General features: G+C 55.4%; 19 protein-coding genes, 1 tRNA gene and 1 pseudogene. 14 read left to right on the top strand and 7 right to left on the bottom strand.

Features of this window, described 5'->3' with window-relative positions:
• Positions 1-45 precede the first annotated feature (45 nt).
• Both K8V32_RS03430 and K8V32_RS03425 read right to left on the bottom strand, forming a co-directional pair.
• Positions 46-708 (bottom strand): NUDIX hydrolase, encoded by a 663-nt coding sequence (locus K8V32_RS03430; RefSeq protein WP_303902905.1) that lies wholly within the window; start codon positions 706-708, stop codon positions 46-48.
• 10 nt (positions 709-718) lie between these two features.
• Complete coding sequence (locus K8V32_RS03425) at positions 719-1,336, bottom strand: vitamin K epoxide reductase family protein (protein ID WP_303902902.1); 618 nt, start codon at positions 1,334-1,336, stop codon at positions 719-721.
• Positions 1,337-1,686: 350 nt separating this feature from the next.
• On the opposite strand from K8V32_RS03425, the gene K8V32_RS03420 reads away from it, so the two are divergent.
• The 12 genes from K8V32_RS03420 to K8V32_RS03365 all read left to right on the top strand — a co-directional run bounded on the left by K8V32_RS03420 (position 1,687) and on the right by K8V32_RS03365 (position 12,894).
• Positions 1,687-4,410: an Rne/Rng family ribonuclease gene (locus K8V32_RS03420; protein WP_303902899.1), complete on the top strand. Its 2,724-nt coding sequence runs from the start codon at positions 1,687-1,689 to the stop codon at positions 4,408-4,410.
• 195 nt (positions 4,411-4,605) lie between these two features.
• On the top strand, positions 4,606-4,914 hold the full coding sequence (rplU, locus tag K8V32_RS03415; protein WP_043058404.1) for a 50S ribosomal protein L21: 309 nt from the start codon (positions 4,606-4,608) through the stop codon (positions 4,912-4,914).
• A gap of 36 nt (positions 4,915-4,950) precedes the next feature.
• Entirely contained in the window at positions 4,951-5,208 is a 258-nt protein-coding gene (rpmA, locus tag K8V32_RS03410; protein WP_043058403.1) for a 50S ribosomal protein L27, read from the top strand.
• Positions 5,209-5,303: 95 nt separating this feature from the next.
• A complete protein-coding gene (gene obgE, locus K8V32_RS03405; RefSeq protein WP_303902892.1) occupies positions 5,304-6,866 on the top strand; it encodes a GTPase ObgE in 1,563 nt (520 codons plus the stop codon).
• 42 nt (positions 6,867-6,908) lie between these two features.
• A complete protein-coding gene (gene proB / locus K8V32_RS03400) occupies positions 6,909-8,054 on the top strand; it encodes a glutamate 5-kinase (RefSeq protein ID WP_303902927.1) in 1,146 nt (381 codons plus the stop codon).
• A 21-nt stretch (positions 8,055-8,075) separates the two neighbouring features.
• Positions 8,076-9,344 carry a glutamate-5-semialdehyde dehydrogenase gene (locus K8V32_RS03395; RefSeq protein WP_303902889.1) on the top strand — a complete coding sequence of 423 codons (1,269 nt, stop codon included), beginning with the start codon at positions 8,076-8,078 and terminating at the stop codon, positions 9,342-9,344.
• Between the two features lie 83 nt (positions 9,345-9,427).
• Complete coding sequence (locus K8V32_RS03390; protein ID WP_303902886.1) at positions 9,428-9,631, top strand: hypothetical protein; 204 nt, start codon at positions 9,428-9,430, stop codon at positions 9,629-9,631.
• A gap of 10 nt (positions 9,632-9,641) precedes the next feature.
• On the top strand, positions 9,642-10,334 hold the full coding sequence (gene nadD, locus K8V32_RS03385) for a nicotinate-nucleotide adenylyltransferase (protein ID WP_524536680.1): 693 nt from the start codon (positions 9,642-9,644) through the stop codon (positions 10,332-10,334).
• Positions 10,327-11,706 (top strand): hypothetical protein, encoded by a 1,380-nt coding sequence (locus tag K8V32_RS03380; RefSeq protein ID WP_303902883.1) that lies wholly within the window; start codon positions 10,327-10,329, stop codon positions 11,704-11,706. The genes nadD and K8V32_RS03380 overlap by 8 nt, the downstream gene beginning before the upstream one ends.
• Before the next feature lie 16 nt (positions 11,707-11,722).
• On the top strand, positions 11,723-12,088 hold the full coding sequence (rsfS, locus tag K8V32_RS03375; RefSeq protein ID WP_303902880.1) for a ribosome silencing factor: 366 nt from the start codon (positions 11,723-11,725) through the stop codon (positions 12,086-12,088).
• 35 nt (positions 12,089-12,123) lie between these two features.
• Positions 12,124-12,720, top strand: coding sequence for a histidine phosphatase family protein (locus K8V32_RS03370; RefSeq protein WP_303902877.1), 597 nt, complete (start codon positions 12,124-12,126; stop codon positions 12,718-12,720).
• A 98-nt stretch (positions 12,721-12,818) separates the two neighbouring features.
• Positions 12,819-12,894 (top strand) — tRNA-Ala (locus K8V32_RS03365).
• Between the two features lie 416 nt (positions 12,895-13,310).
• Here K8V32_RS03365 and K8V32_RS03360 read toward each other — a convergent pair.
• On the bottom strand, positions 13,311-14,198 hold the full coding sequence (locus tag K8V32_RS03360; RefSeq protein ID WP_303902874.1) for a class II glutamine amidotransferase: 888 nt from the start codon (positions 14,196-14,198) through the stop codon (positions 13,311-13,313).
• 201 nt (positions 14,199-14,399) lie between these two features.
• On the opposite strand from K8V32_RS03360, the gene K8V32_RS03355 reads away from it, so the two are divergent.
• Positions 14,400-14,615, top strand: coding sequence for a hypervirulence associated TUDOR domain-containing protein (locus K8V32_RS03355; RefSeq protein ID WP_303902871.1), 216 nt, complete (start codon positions 14,400-14,402; stop codon positions 14,613-14,615).
• Positions 14,616-14,653: 38 nt separating this feature from the next.
• Positions 14,654-15,406: a ZIP family metal transporter gene (locus K8V32_RS03350; protein ID WP_303902921.1), complete on the top strand. Its 753-nt coding sequence runs from the start codon at positions 14,654-14,656 to the stop codon at positions 15,404-15,406.
• Positions 15,407-15,649: 243 nt separating this feature from the next.
• Here K8V32_RS03350 and K8V32_RS03345 read toward each other — a convergent pair whose 3' ends face one another.
• From K8V32_RS03345 to K8V32_RS03330, 4 genes and pseudogenes are all read right to left on the bottom strand, one after another.
• Positions 15,650-18,073 carry a phosphoketolase family protein gene (locus K8V32_RS03345; RefSeq protein WP_303902867.1) on the bottom strand — a complete coding sequence of 808 codons (2,424 nt, stop codon included), beginning with the start codon at positions 18,071-18,073 and terminating at the stop codon, positions 15,650-15,652.
• 56 nt (positions 18,074-18,129) lie between these two features.
• The gene (locus K8V32_RS03340) at positions 18,130-18,645 is read right to left on the bottom strand and encodes a flavodoxin family protein (protein ID WP_303902864.1); all 516 of its coding nucleotides are present in this window, start codon (positions 18,643-18,645) and stop codon (positions 18,130-18,132) included.
• A 364-nt stretch (positions 18,646-19,009) separates the two neighbouring features.
• A complete protein-coding gene (locus K8V32_RS03335) occupies positions 19,010-19,993 on the bottom strand; it encodes a CorA family divalent cation transporter (protein WP_303902859.1) in 984 nt (327 codons plus the stop codon).
• Between the two features lie 149 nt (positions 19,994-20,142).
• Positions 20,143-20,349, bottom strand: a pseudogene (locus tag K8V32_RS03330) (ABC transporter ATP-binding protein); the annotation flags it as partial.

The raw sequence follows: 20,349 nt of genomic DNA, 5'->3' as shown, positions 1-20,349 counted from the left end.
ATTTGCGCCTGGTTCGTAAAGAAACCGAGGCGTTCGTCAGGGCGGTCAAAGACCGCGAATCGGAGTGACCACCGGATCTCGAGCCAACAGTGCTTGGATTGAACCGGCCTCTACAATATCTAACAACAAGAACTTCGTCGGGCGCATTAGTGCGATCTTTTTGGCCTCATCACCGTGCAGAATGGATTCAATACTGTGCCAGTCGGCCGCAGTAGCCTCGGTCGTGATATTTTCGGGCATCACATCATCATCTGGGATAGCCAGATAAAAGAAAGTATCAAACCGTTTTGGGTACCCCACCGGGGTGATCAGATTCGCCCATGGACGCATAATGTCAGGTTTGAGATACACCCCGGTTTCTTCTTCTACTTCGCGCAAACCGGTGCGCAGCATCATGGAAGCATTCTTGACAGACCGGCCTGGAATCGCCGAACCAAGGGAGGTCCTCTGCCAGCCGCGGGCATGCTCTTGCAGTAACGGCTGTACCTCGTGACCAAAGTCAAAGAGCGCATCTTCGGCGTCAGTGCGACCACCCGGAAACACCACGGCCCCGGCAGCGAAGTCCATGGTGGTTGCACGGTGTTGGACATATACCTCAAGCTCAGTATTGACTTGGCGCAGCATAATGATGGATGCGGCCTGTCGGGCCACCACATACGGGTGGGTGAGCTCCGGTCGGGGCATGGCATTGAATTGTTGAGCGTCCAATTACACGGTCCTAAAACATTGCTTCGCCAAAACGCAGCAGGATTGATCCAGCGATCACCATATAGAGCACAATGATCGTCGGCCAGGTGGCCGTTGTGATGATCATCTTCGTCCGCGGTGTGACTTTGATCAAGTCCTGCGAGACATTTCGCGCAAAGATGAGTACCGCAGCCGGGATGGTCACGGCCCACACGATGATGCAGTAGATGCACAGCGTGTTGATGACATACACGGCTTGGGTCCATAACCACAGGCAGAAGACCATGGCAAGTCCAAGCCCAATTGAGGTTGCATGCCACCACCAGTTCACAAACCGGGCGCCACCAAAAATCGCCATGGCAATGGTGATGACAATCGTAAACCCTACGATGCCGATGAACTGGTTCGAAAACCCGAATAAGCTGGCCTGCCAGGACTGCATGACTGTTCCGCAAGACGCCCAAACACTGATGTCACACGAGGTGACGTGGTCGGGATTCATCCACAGTTGCACGCGTTCATAAGTCAACACTAACGTTGCAATCAGCCCGATAATGCCGCTTATCAGCAGCACCATTGCGGTGCCGAAACTGGACGCGTACCAGGGTTGTTCTTCGGTGTCAGAAGGGTTGTTTAGAGCGGTATTCACGCGGCCAAGTATAGAGCCGTCGGCTGAGTGTGAGCACAGAATAACGGGTTTTGGCCAAAAGTATGTCACAATGGTGGAGACCACATCGTGCACGCACACTCGATGGGTCCTGCGGAAGCTTTATGGCTTGCGGTTGCGAAGGTTGATTCCATTGTGAATGAAATATGTTGAATCCCTCGACGTAAGCTCTTGAAGTTTTTGAATCGTCTTGTATGCTTCTGCTGGCTCCGGTAATGACCGGTTCATTTTAGGCTTTTTCGTAGTGCGTAGCAGCCGCTATGGCCTACGCGCAATCGGATTTGGCCTACCCGTGATGAGTGCGGATCACGGCTAGGTCCGGGAGGCGCAGCATGCCAGCTGCCAATAAAACTCAAGAACAAACTCAATATACGCAGGCTTCACCTGTTGCGGGCACACCATTGCCCAATGATCCTACGGGGTTACTCTTTCAAGCCCCCGACTATTCGCATGTTCCCGTTCGTCGCAAGAAACCCGTGCGTGAAGAAGATCACGACGACCGGTCCCGTGATGACCGACAACGCGAAAATACTAAGCGACAGCAGCGCAATAATCGTAAACAGCGAGACGACCGGCACGACGCCGACCAGCAGGACCGCGAAGCCGATGAAGACACTCGCGAGGACAATAAACGCTCGACGCGCGGCAAACGCGATGCAGAACGCCACCGGCCTATGGATGAGGATCAGCCGGTGTCGCACCGACGTCGTCGACGTCGCCGTGGCAACGTCGATTTAGAAATGGACGGCGGTGGTGAGGGCGATCCGGAAGATACCGTAACCCGCGTGCGTGCCCCACGCCAAGCCTCCACCTCTGGGCCAAATGAGGTGACCTCGCTGCGGGGGTCGACCCGTCTAGAAGCCAAACGGCAACGTCGTCGTTCAACACGCCGCGGTCGCCAACGGAACACCGTGGTGTCTGAGGCTGAATTCCTGGCCCGTCGGGAATCCGTAGAACGCAAGATGCTGGTTCGCCAACATGACACACGCATTCAGATTGCTGTTTTAGAAGATGGCGTGTTCGCTGAACACTTTGTCTCGAATACCCAACAGGATTCGTTGATTGGCAATGTGTACCTGGGCAAGGTACAAAACGTACTTCCATCGATGGAAGCGGCATTCGTGGATATCGGCCGTGGCCGCAATGCGGTACTGTATGCCGGTGAAGTCAACTGGGATACCGCCCAGCTGGATGGCAAGGCTAAAAAAATTGAAAATGCCCTGAAATCTGGTGACTCCGTCCTCGTGCAGGTGACCAAAGACCCGGTTGGCCACAAGGGTGCCCGCCTTACCTCACAGATCTCACTGCCCGGCCGGTACCTGGTGTATGTGCCAGGCGGTTCGATGACCGGTATCTCCCGTAAACTGCCCGATACCGAACGCAATCGTCTCAAGGCGATCCTGAAAGAAAATTTGCCGAATAAGACCGGTGTGATCGTTCGCACCGCAGCCGAGGGCATTTCCGAAGAGGAACTGCTCAACGACATCAACCGGCTGCGTAAGCAGTGGGAAGAGATCGAAGCACAATCCAAGTCGAATAAAGTCTTAGCACCAGAACTGTTGCACTCCGAACCGGATTTGACGATCAAAGTGGTGCGCGATGTATTCAATGAAGACTTCACCAAAATGCTGGTCGAAGGCGAAGCGGTGTGGGATAAGATCCAGGCCTATGTCACTTACGTGGCCCCAGATCTGGTGGATCGACTGGAACAGTGGGATCCAAAGGCATTCAATGGTGCCGACCTCTTTGGGCATTACCGCATCGATGAACAATTGCACAAGGCCCTGGATCGCAAGGTCAACCTGCCATCGGGTGGGTCATTAGTCTTTGACCGCACTGAAGCCATGACCGTGGTGGACGTCAATACCGGTAAATTCACGGGCTCCGGGGGCAACCTGGAAGAAACCGTGACCAAGAATAACTTGGAAGCGGCCGAAGAAATTGTCCGCCAACTCCGCTTGCGCGATATCGGTGGCATCATCGTGATCGACTTCATTGATATGGTCTTGGAATCCAACCGTGACCTCGTGGTGCGTCGTCTGGTCGAATGCTTAGGTCGAGACCGGTCACGCCATCAGGTTGCCGAAGTGACCTCACTGGGTTTGGTTCAGATGACCCGCAAACGCATGGGCACCGGATTAGTTGAAGTCTTCTCACACACCTGTGAGCACTGTGCAGGTCGCGGAATTATTGTCCACGATGAGCCAATTGAGCGCGGTAAGCCCTATGAGTCTTCGTCATCGCAGCGTCGTCGTGGGGGAGAAGCTGGCACGCGTCGTAGTCGCCGTCGTCAGTCGAAAGATCACCAGGGTGACGAGCAGCAACAACAACCCCAGCAGCAGGATGATGGCCACCACGAGAAGGCCGAGCAGACTCGGAACGCTATAGCCTCAATCGCTGCGGCCACCACCAATAAGGACAATGGGGACGCTCAACAGGATGCTGCGAACACTAAACAGCGCACTGCTGACGCCGACGAATCCTCGCACGGATCATCGCGCCGTCGTCGCAGAAGTGACCGTGGCCGTTCGAACCGGCGCGCCGATGATACCTCACAAGACACGCCGCGTGATGAACATCATGATCAGGAGAAATCTGCCAAACAGCAGCCAGCATCAGACAACGCAGACCACTCAACTGGTGCAGATGGCGGACAGCGTAGTTCGCGCTCATCACGCAAGCGTCGTCGTGCGGTCGCTCCGCAGGGTTCGGCAGGCCAAACCGGCGGTCAAAGCGCCAAACAGTCTTCCTCGGCCGCTGAGCAGGCAGATAAACCCAAGACGCAACAACAGCAGGCGTCACAGCAGTCGACAGCGCCTCATCACGAGGAGACGCAGAGTCAATCGGCTGCCAAGAAACGTCGTCGGGCCGCCTCATCGGCTACCGGCGCCACCAAGATCCAGCAGGCCACCGATGCGCCTGAACCGCAGGGTAAAACCTTTGCGGCCAGTGTTGAGGATCAGCCGAAGAAGGCTGAGAAACCTGTGAAGTCATCAGCAATTCTGGGGGTTGGTGTCTCGGCGGAGGATATCTCCTCGCCGGGCACGGCAGGCTGATGATCAATCTCGCCGGGCACGGCAGGCTGATGATCAATTTGGCTCATGAGACGAAAAACGATAGACTACCTGTTTGGTGCTGTGAAACCTGGCAGTTGGTGTCCCATATCGGCAACTTGTCTCGTGAGCCAAGACCCTCAGGTGTTTAAACAGCTGAATACATTTTTTGATTAACGTCGAGAGAAGTGAGTCCAAATGGCATACGCGATTGTACGCGCTGGCGGACGCCAGGAAAAAGTCTCTGAAGGAGACTTGGTGGTCCTTGACCGCCAGGCAGCAGAAGTCGGCAGCTCAATTGAACTGCCAGCCCTGATGCTGGTCGATGGTGACAAGATCACCTCAGATAAAAAAGATCTGGATAAGGTCACAGTAACCGCCGAGGTGCTTGAGCACACCCGTGGTAAAAAAATTGTTATCCAGAAATATAAGAACAAGACCGGTTACAAGAAACGCCAGGGTCACCGCCAGGACCTGACCCGCGTGAAGATCACCGAAATCAAGTAAACTAGTTTTCGGATCAACTCGTAAAGGATTTAACTCATGGCAACAAAAAAAGGTGCTAGTTCCACACGTAACGGTCGTGACTCAAACCCCCAGTATCTTGGGATCAAACGTTTCGGTGGCCAGGTCGTCAACGCAGGTGAAATTCTTGTGCGCCAGCGCGGTACCAAATACCACCCGGGCCGTAACGTGGGTGTCGGCAAAGACTACACCCTGTTCGCACTCGAAGGTGGTGCCGTTGAATTCGGTAGCCGTCGCGGTCGCAAAGTTGTGAACATCGTCCCGGCTGAAGCCTAAGACGAAAACCGCCTTATCACGCTCCAGCGGGGGCGGACCGTCCCTGGTCCGCCCCCGCTTTGAGTTTTCACCACAACAACGCCGGAGGAACCCAATTGTCACAATTCATTGATCGTGTGACCGTGCACGCCACCGCAGGAAACGGTGGACACGGGGAAACCTCCGTGCGCCGTGAAAAATTCAAACCCCTGGGTGGACCCGACGGCGGTAACGGTGGCCACGGTGGCAACGTCGTACTCGTTGCTGACCCCGATGTCACCACCCTGCTGGACTACCACCACCAGCCCCACCGCAAAGCCACCAATGGTGAACCCGGGCGTGGCGATCTACAACACGGCAAAAACGGCGAAAACCTTTACATGCCCGTCCCAGTGGGCACGGTCATCAAAGACACCGACGGCAACATCTTGCACGACATGGTTACAGCGGGCGAAGAAGTCATCATCGCCGAAGGTGGGACCGGCGGAGCAGGCAATGCCGCACTGGCCTCACCCAAACGCAAAGCTCCCGGCTTTGCGCTGCTGGGTATTCCCGGCGAAGAGCGCAGCGTCGTGCTGGAACTCAAAACCGTGGCGGATATTGCCCTGGTGGGATTCCCCTCGGCCGGGAAGTCATCATTGATAGCCGCCATCTCGGCTGCGCGCCCAAAGATCGCTGACTATCCGTTCACAACCCTCGTCCCGAACCTTGGAGTCGTAGACGCCGGTGGCATCCGCTTCACCGTAGCCGATGTACCCGGTCTGATTCCGGGTGCCTCGGAAGGCAAAGGACTCGGTCTGGAATTCTTGCGCCACGTAGAACGCACCCATGCGCTGGTCCACGTGCTAGACGCCGGAACACTAGAATCGGATCGCGACCCGATCTCCGACTACGACGCGTTGGAAAAAGAACTCTCCGCCTATGCGGTAGAACCCATCTTGACCGAAGCCGGCGAACAACTCATTCCACTCAATGAGCGACCACAACTGGTGGCCATCAACAAAACGGACCTGCCCGATGGTCAAGCCATGGCCGATATGACCCGTGCCGAACTCGAATCACGCGGCCTACGCGTCTTTGAAATCTCCGCGGTCAGCCGCAAAGGGTTGGACGAACTAAAATACGCGATGGCGGACTTGGTCACCGAAGCGCGTCAACAGCTCGCCGATGCCGCCACAGCACAACAGGATCTAGCACAGACCATTACAATCCAACCGGCCCGCCGCCGTCGCGGCCGGCCAAAAGAATTCAGCCTCACCCAAGAAGAACGCAGCCTAAAACCACTGTTTCGGATTCGCGGTGACAAACCCGAACGCTGGGTGGACCAAACCAACTTCGATAATGACGAAGCCGTTGGCTACCTGGCAGATCGGCTCGAACGTCTTGGCATAGAAAAAGCCCTATTTGCAGCAGGTGCCCGCCCCGGTGATGCCGTAGTCATCGGTGACGACGAATCCGGTGTGGTCTTTGACTGGGAACCCACCATGACCACCGGTGCCGAACACCTCACCGGCCCACGCGGCGCCGACCCACGGTTGGAAAACCGCCAGCGACCAACCCGCGAAGAAAAACGCCAAGACTACGCCGACCGGAAAGCTGCTCGGGCTGCAACACGCGCCGAAATGGAAAAAGAACGCCGTTCCGGACTGTGGACCGACTACGACTCCGACAACGAATAGACCACCTCAAGAAAGCACCTCGTGTCCACCCCAAACCTGTCTATGCCCAATCCGGTTACTGATCGCACCAAATTACGTGATGCCCGACGCATCGTCGTCAAAATTGGGTCCTCGTCGCTCACCGACGGCCAAGGCGGTGTCTCAGTCCCGGCCATCGACACGCTAACCCGCGTGGTAAGCCAGCTCTATCATGACGGCGCACAAGTGGTGTTAGTCTCCTCAGGCGCCATTGCCGCAGGTTTTCGACCACTAGGACTCGATAAACGCCCCAAAGATCTAGCCACTCAGCAGGCTGCTGCCGCGGTAGGACAAAGTCGCCTCATGGCCCAGTACACAGAATCGTTCTGGAAACACTCAATCAGTGTCGCCCAGGTGCTGCTGACCGCAGAAGATCTCATGCGCCGCACCCAGTACAACAACGCTTTTCGATCACTCAACCGCCTGTTGAACCTCGGAGTATTGCCCGTCGTCAATGAGAATGATGCCGTAGCCACCCACGAAATCCGGTTTGGCGATAACGACCGGCTGGCATCGTTGGTCGCCGCTGTCATCAAAGCCGATGTGCTATTCATGCTCTCAGATGTAGACGCCCTCTATGACGGGCCACCAACCCAGCCTGGCGCCCGCCGTATTGCCAATGTCTCAGCAGAAGCCAACCTGGCCCATATTTCGGTGGGAGATTCCGGCTCATCAATTGGCACCGGGGGCATGGTTACTAAACTCCAAGCCGCCTCAATCGCTACGGATGCCGGCATCCCAACGTTTTTGACCTCGGCCGAAAACGCTCAGGCTGCCATTGATGGCCAAGACATTGGCACCTGGTTCGCATCCCGTGGGGAACGTAAATCCGCACGCAATGCGTGGCTGGAACACATGGCCATCTCGCGCGGTAGCATTATGATTGATGACGGCGCAGCCGAAGCCATCACCGTGCGTCACCGTTCCTTGCTACCTGCCGGTCTGATCGGTGTTTCTGGCACCTTTGAAGCCGGTGACGTCGTAGAAATCACCAACAGTCAAGGCACCGTGATCGCCCGCGGACTGACCAACTACTCGGTAACAGAACTGCCCGCCATGGTCGGTAAATCGACTCGACAATTGCGCGATGAACTCGGACCGGAGTATGACCGGGTAGTTATCCACACCGATGACACGGTCATCGTGAAGCAGACAACACTGACCAGTTAACACACCGGCTAGAATCGAATTATGACCGCTCAACTAGATTCCGTGACCCAACAGATCGCAGCGATCACCCAGGCGGGTCGCAAAGCACAAAAAGCGTTAGCCGGTGCTTCACGCGCCGATAAAGACGCTGCCTTGCACGCCATGGCTGCTGCTATTGATACCAATCGCGACAAAATTTTGGCAGCCAACGCCACCGATCTTGAACGTGGCAAGGCCGAGAATATTGCCCCCGCATTGCTTGACCGTCTGGCACTCACTGATGACCGCATTGATGGTCTCGTGTCTGCCCTTGGTGAGCTGGCCGCCCTGCCGGACCCGATTGGCAATCTGGTCCGTGGCAATAATCTGCCCAACGGAATCCGTTTGCAACAGGTGCGTGTGCCGTTGGGGGTGGTCGGAGCGATCTATGAGGCTCGTCCGAACGTGACCGTGGATATTGCCGGTATCGGTATCAAATCCGGTAACGCGGTGCTTCTTCGCGGCGGTTCGGCCGCTGAAACCACCAACGGCGTCACCATTGCCATCCTGCGTGGGGCACTGCAAGACCAAGGTCTACCTGCTGACCTGATCCAGGGCATCGATGAGCTCGGTCGAGAAGGTGCCAACGCACTGATGACCTATCGCGGGGGAGTCGATGTGCTGATCCCACGTGGTGGCCCGGGCCTGATTCGTGCGGTGGTAGAAAACGCGGCCGTACCGGTTATCGAAACCGGAGCTGGCGTTGGACACGTTTTTGTTGACGCATCTGCGGATCCGAAAAAAGCCGTAGACATCGTATTCAACTCCAAAACCCACCGTCCATCGGTCTGTAATGCTGCCGAAACTGTGCTGATCCACAAGGACGCTCAGGACACCGGTGTCAAAGTACTCACCGCTCTGCAAGACGCCGGGGTCGTATTGCACGTAGATTCCACTGCTGCCACTTGGGTAGCCGACGCGGTTGCGGCCACTGAAGAAGACTGGTCCACCGAGTGGCTGGACATGGTGATGTCCGTCAAGATCGTCAACGACATTGATGAGGCCCTCGAACACGTTGAAACCTATACGACCGGTCACACCGAAGTCATTGTGACCGAGAATGTATCCAACGCCGATCGCTACATTGCCGAAGTCGATGCCGCGGTGGTCATGGTCAACGCCTCTTCTCGATTTACCGATGGTGGACAGTTCGGTTTGGGCGCTGAAATCGGTATTTCAACCCAAAAATTGCATGCTCGCGGACCGATGGGGTTAGAAGAATTAACCTCAACCAAGTGGATTCTGCGTGGCGACGGTCAAATCCGGCACTAACCGGCGACACCGTGACCATTCGGCCACAAAAATTCGGTAAGCTCATCTACTAGCAACATTGACATATACAGGAGTACTCATCCATGGAACTGTTCCTCGCAGCAGCAGACGCAGCTGTCGTCAACGAACTACCCGTTAACCCGATCGTCTACGGCATCGCGATTTTTGCCGCGCTGATGTTCTTGCTGTTGGCCATCATGTCGCTGCGTTCGGTAGCGCTGCGCCCAGACGCTCCGGCCTCCACCGACGTCGCACAGCCAGCGCAGGGCTCCACCACAAAGCGCTAAACAACTGACTGTGACGCAAACTCCGCAAACGCCCCCTGCTCGCCGAACCCGACTGGGCATTATGGGTGGTACTTTTGATCCCATTCACCACGGGCACCTGGTGGCAGCCAGTGAAGTGGCCGCAGAGTTTGATCTGGACGAAGTTGTGTTCGTCCCGACCGGCCAACCATGGCAAAAAACAGAGCGGGACGTTTCCCCAGCAGAACACCGCTATTTGATGACCGTGATTGCTACAGCATCAAATCCGCGGTTTTCTGTGTCTCGGGTCGATATTGATCGACCCGGTCAGACCTATACAGCCGATACACTGGATGACATCCAGCAATTACGTCCGGATGCGGATCTGTTCTTTATCACCGGAGCTGATGCCATGGGACAAATCATGACGTGGAAAAACGTCGAACAGCTCTGGGGTAAAGCACACTTTGTTGGTGTCTCACGGCCAGGCCATGAGCTCACCGACTATGGGTTGTCTGAAGAAGTCTCGCTGATGCAAATCCCGGCGATGGCAATCTCATCGACCGATTGCCGCGAACGTGTGGCAGAAGGCAAACCCGTATGGTATCTGGTCCCCGACGGGGTGGTGCAATACATCGGAAAGTATGGTCTGTATATAGACCGTCATGGCAACATGCAACGACCAACAGTGGAACGTCATGCGACCGTATCTTTGAACAATCGACCGGAGGACACCGATGAGTAAATCTTATCCCTCCCGCCGAGAGCTACGTTTACAACGCGAACGTGAAGAGCGTGCAAAGCTGCGCGACGAGGAAGCGCAGCGTTGGGCAATAGAACTCGAACAACGAGCGGCACGAGCAGCCCGTGACGAGCCCACAGAACAAGTGGAAAACCAGGACGCAGATATTGACGACACAGCCTCTCTGGGGCGTCGTGCATCGGGTCGTCCCGTTGATGCTCCCGCCGACGTCGATGGTGCCGTAGCTGATGCTCCCTCGGGCACCCGTCGTCGCCGACGCGTTGATTCTGAAGTCATTTCGACCGGTATGATTCCGATCATCAGTAAGCCTGGCGCAGATAAGGCAGCTGAGCGACCACTATCTCGTCGTGAAAAACGAGAAATTGAAGCGCGCCGGGCAGCCGAGCGTCGTGCTGAAATCGCTCGGCTAGAGCGCGAGCAAGAAAAACCGGAACCAAAACCGGCTCGTCGGGCAACTGCACCACAGACGACGTCGACTTCGACTCCTCCGATCACCGTGCCTGCTGTAGCGCAGCAGGCAGCTGTTGATCCAGACGGTGCACCGGGCGAGAATATCGAAGTGACCATGGGGGATTCCTTCACAGAATCTGCCGTCGAAATTACCGACATGTCTGGTTTGGACACTATTGAGATTCGGCGGGCAGCCCTGCGAGCCGAAACTGAACGGTTGACTCAAGAAATCCTGGAAATGGGTCAAGCCAATCCAAATGTCATTGATCCAGCCATGCTGCGACGTCAAAAAGAGCTCGCCGAGAAATCAAGAGAACTGCAGGATCTTGAGACCGCAGCCATTGCGATCATCGAGGAATCCGAACAGCCTAGTGCACATGATGACGAAGCCTCGAATACCGATGGCATACAGGACACTGGTCAGACAGCACCGGTCGGTACCATCACCAATGACCAGCCTGCGGAGTCTGAGCCCGAGCCAGAAGAAGATCTCGAGGACCATGACTCCAAGGCTCATGGTGCCGTCGAAGACACGATAGCTCAAAGTCAGCAACCGGCAGCTGAACTACCAGACGAACCTTCGACACCGGCTACACGGAAAGCGACTCGTCGGCGTACTCGTCGTGCTCAATCACCACCGATGATTACCGGTCCATTTGATGTGGACCAACGTGCAGCAGATCAGACTGCACCGGTACCTTCGGCTGAATTGCTTGGCGAATTACAGCGACCAGCCAAGCGAAGTTCGGGTGAACCAGTCGAGGCAACTGAAGCTCACGGTCTGGATTCTCTCGAAGATAGAGTTTTCGAAGCGCCAGAACGCCGGATGGTTCTGTCGTCAGCCATTGTTTTTGCCATCGGCGTCATCGCCCTGATCACCGCCATCATTCTGCTGATTCGCTAAACTTAGAAGGAGTTTCGTGGTAGTTCCCGAACCAACCCTGGACGCGTTGCACATCGCAGCAAAAGCAGCAGCAACTCGACAGGCTGAACATATCTCAGCAGTAGATGTTGCTGATCGCCTCGGTATCACCGACGCTTTTTTCTTCGCCTCCGCTGCTACAGAGCGACAAGTCAAATCCATTATTGATGAGATTGAAGACCAATTACGCGAACAGCTCCAGCTGAAGCCTTCGCGTCGCGAGGGTGAATCGGAAAATCGGTGGGTACTGTTGGATTATGGGCACTTCATAGTTCACGTTCAACATGACGAAGAACGCGAAAACTATGCACTGGATCGTCTTTGGTCTGATGCTCCACAGATTGATCTGCCAAAGACGGATTAACGAAGACTCTCACATAAGATAGGTGAACCCTCGACATGAAGACTCTTGTCTTTTTTCGACATGGTGAAACTGACTGGAATGCTCAAGGGCGTTTTCAAGGTCAACAAGATGTTCCGATGAACGACACTGGACGAGACCAGTCGAGGGCCGCCGCACGTCGCTGGGGGCACACTGAATTTGATGCAGCGATTGTCTCACCCCTGCTCCGGACCGTTGAAACAGCCCAGATTATGTGTCGCGACCGCGCCTTTGATTTTGTGGTCAATGAGAATCTGAAGGAAACTCAGGGCGGACAATGGGAAGGGCTGCTGTACACCGAGATTTCGGAGCGCTGGCCCGACGAACATGCCGCATTTCGTCTGCCCAATATCGATGCTGGCCCCGTCGGAGGAGAAACTCCACGGGAATCAGGAACCCGTACCGCCCAGGCTGTCATAGAAGCGTTGGATACCGTGGACGTGCTGCTGGTTATTTCTCACGGCAACGCACTTCGAGCTGCCGCGCACTTACTGACCGGTCACGACGATGAGGACTATGCTAACGTTCCTCGACTGGCCAACTGCAAGGCACACGTTTTGCAATCGAATTCGGGTGCATACGGATCATTTACCCTGACGCAAACCAGTGTTTAAGATCACCTGCTAGATCTGACATGCGGAATTTGTTTTCAAAACAAAGCTATGTATACTAGTATCTGTTGCCCAGCGAGGTAACAATAAAAACTTGATAAGGGGCTTTGGCGCAGTTGGTAGCGCGCTTCCGTGGCACGGAAGAGGTCAGGGGTTCGAATCCCCTAAGCTCCACCAATATTAAACCTGCTCTGCAATCTGCACAGCAGGTTTTGTTTTGCCCGGCAGGCCCATTTTCCGCTTGTATCGGCAGTGGAATACTTTGCACCTTTCCAACACAACTGTGCCAACAAGGCTTGAGACAGTCAAAATATTCAGACTATATCCCACCAGGGGCTGGCTTGTATGCGATATGAAGCTCACGGTAAAAAACAACCTCTGTGGCGATGACCGTTGTACTTACGTCATTACTGGGCTCTACAAGTTTCACATATGCGTTGACGGTCATCGGCAGTGCCCTTCTTTGCGCTGATTGACTCAGCGGATCACCATGTCACGGTGGTTCAATCTGCGGGTCGTTTGGCAGTCGAACCCAAGCGCATCGCTGGCACAGGAACATTGCCGAACTCTATACGCACTGCGCCGACCACTATTTAGCGCTGGAAGTCCACGTCGACAGGTGTAAAAGTCGGCGATATTTCTGGACGAAAGATACCAATCGATCCAGCGGGCACTTCATTCCACACGTGGGTACTCCAGTGCAACTCCAATGGTTCGGACACGACAAGCTGCGCGTTATCAGGTAGGGTATCCGCGCCGCCGTCGACAGTATGCAGCATGGTGGGTCCATAGGAATGATAGAGACTCGGAGCAGTAGCTCCCACCACATCGGGGCTTACCCAGCGCAGCACGACCAATTGATGGCCATCAGAGGCGCACATTGTGGCACGAAAAGGCGCGGCAATATTATGTTTGTCGCGAGCGCGTTCAACTCGCTCCACCATCCGTGTCATAGCTTGTAACGGGTCATGTGCCAGGCCATAGGTCAGGGCCAAGTAGAAACACACCTCGGTGTCAGCATTGCCAAGGATTGATGGGTACAGTTTGGGGTCGACGTCGAATGTCAGTTCTCGTTTTACTTCAGGAAAATTGGGTATCTCGCCGTTGTGTTGGAACATCCAGTTCTGGTGAACGAAAGGGTGACAGTTCTGTTCAGCAATCGTCTGTCCCGGTGCTGCACGGACATGGGCGAGAAAACATCCTGCTTCGATTTGCGCGGCAAGGTGCTGAAGATTGAGGCTGTCCCAGGCTGGTCCGATTTGGCGGTATTGCCCGACGGTTCCAGCGCGCCCTGCCCACGCTATGCCGTACCCGTCGCCATTCGTTGGGAAAGCATTATCAAGGAAGACGGTTGCAAGCGGATCACCGGGCAGGAAAAGCTGTCGGGCATGCAGACTCTGATCGATGAGCGAGTGATTCGGGCGCACCAGCACATCTTCCAGCGGTATTGATGAACCAAGATAAGCAAGCCAACGACACATCCGGGCCTCATTTCCTTACTCAACCAGCGGTTGTCGTTGTTTTGAGTGTACGACTTTCGCTACCTTCTTGCATTACATTGACCCCTGATACGTGCTCTTTGGGGGATTGGCTGCAGTGAAAAGCTGAGTCTATAGACTTGGTTTCGACGGTGATATTGTGCGTATCAAGTTCGCGTTCCGCGATGGTTGAAAGGAGTGGACGTGGCTCAACGATTCAAGGTTGGAGACCATGTGACCTGGAATTCTGAGGCCGGGCAAGTCTCAGGCACCGTGACCAAGGTGCACACTGAAGATTTTGACTATAAGGGCCACACTCGACGCGCCTCAAACGATACGCCTCAATACGAAATCAAAAGCGATAAGACCGAACATATCGCTGCACACAAGGGCAGTGCGTTAAGAAAAACCGGCCAGTGATATATTCGCTCATCGTCACCGCTTCAGTCGATCCACTCATGGGTACGCTCGTGGCTGGTGCCTGGGGACTGTTAGCTGGTGCAGCGCTTGTAATCGGTGCAACCATCGCATGGTTTGTTCAGGTACCCCCTCGAGTTGTTGCCGCAGTGATGGCTTTCGGTGCTGGGGTATTAATCTCTGCTCTGGCATTTGATCTTGTTCAGGAGGCTGCTGACAGTGCCGGTGTCGCCCCGGTGGTAGGCGGTTTTGCTGGTGGCGCGGTCACCTACATGCTGGCCAATAAGCTGCTCGACAGGTTCGGCGCACGGCACCGCAAACGGTCCCAGAACCAACAGCCCACCGAGAGTTCCCAGTCCGGTAGTGGTCGAGCGATCGCCGTCGGTGCGCTGCTGGATGGTGTACCAGAGTCCGTGGTGTTAGGTGCGAGTCTGCTCGGGGGCGGTGGGGTCAGCACAGCTGTGGTTGCGGCGGTGTTTATTTCTAACCTCCCTGAGGGGCTGTCGAGTGCTGCCGGAATGAAACAAGCCGATCGCAGTGCCCGGTACGTATTTGGGGTCTGGAGTAGTATCGCGGTGGCTAGCGCACTGGCGGCTGCGATGGGCTATCTGCTGCTGGGGGATGCCTCGGCTCAGACCGTGGGCGTCATCACCGCATTTGCTGCCGGTGCGATTCTGACGATGTTGTCCGATACGATGATCCCTGAAGCTTTCGAACGGACCCATGCTTGGACCGGTCTGATCGCTTCTGCTGGGTTCTTGCTGGCTTTTACTATCAGCCAGCTCGGTGACTGACGTGTGGGAATAATTTTCACGGGTCTGCATGTTGACGTTTTGCACAGCGTTGTAGTCAGTGTTGGTTTGTATTGGTTTGACAATGTCCTGGTAGAGCAAAAAGACCACCAGACTGGTGGTCGATAGCCACAAGGCTAGACTTTGACAAGTACTTCCCGGCTTGGTGTTCTTACTTTGAAGACCAACGCGTCGAATAATCCAGCCCGAATGGTGAGCCCTCACAGGCAGTGACGCGATGCAGAGCTAGTGAGAAAATCCTCCAGCCCGTCCTATAGACGACTTTGGGGCAGTTGGCCATTGCCAGTTCTTGATCTCAGGCATATCCTCGCCGTGGATACGAATGTACCGGTGATGCTCAATCAGGGCATCCTGGAATGTTTTGCGTGCACCCGAAGATACGTTCTCGAGTCGGGACACTCTGTCAATCACAGCGATCGCTAGGTGGAAGCGGTCGATCCGGTTGAGCACGCACATATCAAACGGGGTGGTCGTGGTGCCTTCTTCTTGATAGCCGTGGACGTGGAAGTTGCCGTGGTTGGTGCGTCGGTAGGTGAGTCGATGAATGAGCCACGGATAGCCGTGGTAGGCGAAGATTACGGGCTGATCTGTGGTAAAGAGTGCATCAAAGTCAGTGTCTGGCAATCCGTGTGGACCAACAGCGTCGTGTTGTAGTCGTAGCAGATCAACAACGTTGATGACTCGGATGGCCAGATCCGGAAAATGGCTGCGTAACAGGTCCACTGCTGCCAGGGTCTCCATGGTCGGCACGTCACCGGCACATGCCATGACGACGTCTGGTTCGGTGTTCGGGTGCGTGCTGGCCCAGTCCCAGGTGCCGATGCCTTGAGCGCAATGGACGATGGCGTCGTCCATGGTCAGATATTGCAGCTGTGGCTGTTTGCCCGCGACGATAACATTGACGTATTGACGGCTACGGAGGCAGTGGTCAGCCACGGATAGCAGCGTGTTGGCATCAGGTGGCAGATAGACGCGGACGACTTCGGGTTTCTTATTCAGGACGTGGTCAATAAACCCGGGGTCCTGATGGGAGAATCCGTTATGGTCTTGGCGCCAGACATGAGAGGTCAATAAATAATTGAGTGAAGCAATCGGCTGACGCCAGGAAATATCGTTGGTGGTGTCCAACCATTTGGCGTGTTGGTTGAACATGGAATCTACGATGTGAATAAATGCCTCGTAGCACGAAAAGAACCCATGTCGGCCGGTTAGTAAGTAACCTTCCAACCAACCCTGACAGGTGTGCTCAGACAGGATTTCCATAACCCTCCCGTCGTGAGCAAGGTGATCATCCTCGGGGAGCATTTGGGCATTCCATGTGCGATCGGTGGCTTCCAGGATGGCCGTCAGGCGGTTGGAATTGTTCTCGTCTGGGGAGAAGACTCGGAAGGTCTGCATATTCGCGGACACCACGTCGCGCAGCAGCTGTCCGAGCACTCGGGTTGCCTCGATCTGTCCAGTGCCTGGGTGTTCTACCGCAACTGCATAATCGCGGAAATCTGGCATCTGCAAATCCCGAAGTAACAATCCACCATTGGCATGCGGGTTAGCGCTCATCCGTTGTGTACCCTCAGGACGGAGCCCGCGGAGCTCTTCCACCGGTGCACCGGTGGCGGTAAAGAGTTCTTCTGGACGGTAGCTACGTAACCAGTTTTCCAGGATCTTGCGGTGATCCTCGTTTTCCCGGGCTGCACTGAAGGGCACCTGGTGGGAACGCCAGGAGCCTTCAACCTGGTGGCCATCCACGGTGGTGGGGCCGGTCCATCCTTTGGGGGACCGCAATACGATCATCGGCCACCTGGGCCTGGTCATCTCGCCGTGCTCACGGGCACGGTGTTGGAATTGGTGGATTTCCTCCAGACAGGTGTCCAGGGTGCCGGCGAAGTTCTGGTGCATCTGTTCTGGATCCTGGCCTTCAACGTAATATGGCGTATGTCCATATCCGCGCAGCAGGGCGTCCAACTCGTCCCGATCAATCCGGGCCAAGATGGTGGGATTGGCGATCTTGTAACCGTTGAGATGCAAAATGGGCAACACCGCACCATCGGTGGTGGGGTTGAGAAACTTATTGGAATGCCAGCCGGTAGCCAGTGCTCCGGTTTCGGCTTCACCATCTCCTACCACGGCCGTCACGATAAGATCAGGGTTATCAAAAGCGGCACCGTAGGCATGGGACAGGGCGTAGCCCAATTCACCGCCCTCATGGATAGAGCCAGGGGTTTCCGGGGCCACATGGCTGGGGATACCCCCGGGAAAAGAGAATTGTTGAAACAGCTTTTGCATGCCGTCGATGTCTTGGCTGACCTCTGGATAGGTTTCGCTGTAGGTGCCCTCCAGCCAGCTGGCTGCGACCGGGCCTGGACCGCCATGACCGGGGCCCATCACATAGATCATGTTCAGATGGCGTTGGATGATGGCGCGATTAAGATGCGCGTAGATGAAGTTCAAGCCCGGGGTGGTGCCCCAGTGACCCAGCAAACGGGGTTTGATATGTTCAGGCCGTAGGGGTTCGTGCAGCAACGGGTTGGACAGCAGATAGATTTGCCCGACGGATAAATAGTTTGCAGCCCGCCACCACGCGTGGATGCCATTTAGCTCGGCGGGGGTCAGGGGTCCATCAATCTGGCTAGTTATATTTGAGCCGCGCATCGAATCATCCATCCTGAGGGGCGCGACAGCTCACCGTGCACGTACCGATGCAAAGTTTAGGGCTGGTGATCGTAATATCGGCCCATGAGGCGACGCCCAAGTTCGTGGCCCCATGCGCGAGCACGATCGTGTTCCCCTGGTGATAGTGGACCGTCATAGTCGTCGACGTTGAAACTTTCCGGATCGGTCAGCACCGTACACCCAAGTTTCTTGAGTTTCTTGGCGATTTTTCGACTGGCATGCCCCGGCAGATTCGGGTGCCGGACGTGGGTATCGAAGGTTGCCACGGTCAACGCGACGGGGCCAGTGTCGAGCCATTCCCGGACTCCAGAGCTGATCAGTGCGCCGCCCCGGTGATGCGCATCTTCGCGCGTGGACTCTCGACTCAGACCAAACGCATGGGTCGGGGCGCCGACCACGAGGAGGTCTACCGCTACCTGTTGCAGTGCAGGGGCGTCTTGGACCGCACTGAGTTGCAGGTGGATGTCCTCTTCGGCGAGTCCTTGACCAATTGCCTGGGCTATATCTTTGGTGTTGCCCCACGCGGATTCATAAATGATCAGTGCTTGCATGAGGTCCTCTTGCTCCGCTGTCAAAGCGATCTCGGTTGGACGAAGAATGTTAGGAGATGATGGCGATCAGTCGCCAGGTGCGCGCTCAACACTCCTGTTTCGAGTATATCGAGTTGGAATGAAACGAGAACAGCTTCTTGCCCTGCGGTACCCCAGAATCACATCTTCTGTGCACTGGTATTGGGCTTTGCCCCGCCATCTACTGCTGTGGGAACCAGAATCGTTCAGTGTCTGCCCATGTCTGGATGACGACCGAATTGTTGAATGACATCCACCATCAAAAGCGCACAGTGCCGTGGTCTTATGTGGAGCGGCCACTCAAAACGAGATGCTGCTGGCAGGACAAGACTGGCATACATCATCTTTAGAGCCAGTGCTGTCGTTTGAAGACGATATACAGCGTGACTGACGAGACCAACATGGCCAGTAGCGCTACCGTAAACCCGTATGAATCGGTTAGACCCGGCATCTGGCGGAAGTTCATGCCGTAAATTCCGGCGATCACCGTGGGAGTGAATAAGATCGCGGCCCACGCTGAGACTTTCTTGGCTTGTTCGCCTTGGTTATAGGCAGCCTCGGTCATACGGGCCATCTCTTCATTTTGCCGTTCGCCTAACAGTGCAGTATGGAGTTGTAAGCCCGCGGTGAGCACATCGCGGAAACTATCGACTTGCCCCGATAATCGAAGAGCCCGGTCTTCTAGACTGCGAAGATGGGTGTCCAATTCCCCTGTGAGGTCTTCACGCAAATCATTGATGATATCGGAGAATGGGTGAGCACTGCGTTGAAGCTTCATGATGTCGCGCAGCAATTCATAGACCCGGTGCGGGGCAGTCTCTTCGCCAAGCAGAATATCTTCTTCGACGTCGTCAATGGCATCGCGGAGATAGAGCATTGTTGGTCTATAGCTGTGGCAAATGGTATCGAGAACGACTTGCTGGATGTGTTGGGGGCTGGTAGCCAGATGGGGGTCGTCGATCAGCCGGTGTGCTGCTGTCTCAAGGGCCGGGAAATCTTCATGCCGTGCAGTGATAATGAAGTTGGGTCCGATATAAAGGTAGAACTCCACCGTCTGCACTCTGTTGTCTATAATCCTGGCCGGACGTAGCACAATGAATTGTGTGGCGCCGTAGGCTTCGATCTTTGGCCGTTGACGGCCCTGCAGAATGTCTTGGATGGCAAGCTCATGGAGCTGTAGTGCAGTCTTGACCTGGTCAAGTTCTTGCGGGGTGGGCTTGACGAAGTCCAGCCATGCAACGCCGTCGTGTTGTAGTTGGTCCACAGTGTCGGTCACGGAGCCCGAAGGTGCGGCTACCCCATCGATATAAATCACATTGTGATTCAACATGATGTCATCCTGTCCAGAATTCTGTTCAATATCCCTAAATATTACTCACCCTGCTGTCTTTGGGTCACAGCGTCTTAGGCTGGGAGCCGGAAATCTTGTGGCGCTCCAACATTTTGCCATCCCCGAGGGGATACGAGTTCGCAGTGCACTCAAAAGCCTTGGTGGCTCAACCACGTTCGAACTGCGTTTTCCCGTGCCGCGGCGTCATCGTGGGAACTGAACAGTTCATCCACCACGCCTCCGTCGCGCAAATACACAATACGATCGGCACGGGCGGCACACACCGGGTCATGCGTGACCATCAGGATGGTGGTTCCCAGCTGGTGTGCTGCTGCCAGGGCATCAAGAACATCCTG

It is taken from the genome of Enteractinococcus helveticum (assembly GCF_020742345.1).
Classification (GTDB): Bacteria; Actinomycetota; Actinomycetes; order Actinomycetales; family Micrococcaceae; genus Yaniella; species Yaniella helvetica_A.
Note: the sequence above shows the minus strand (reverse complement) of the source record. Positions and strands in the feature narration are given on the sequence as shown.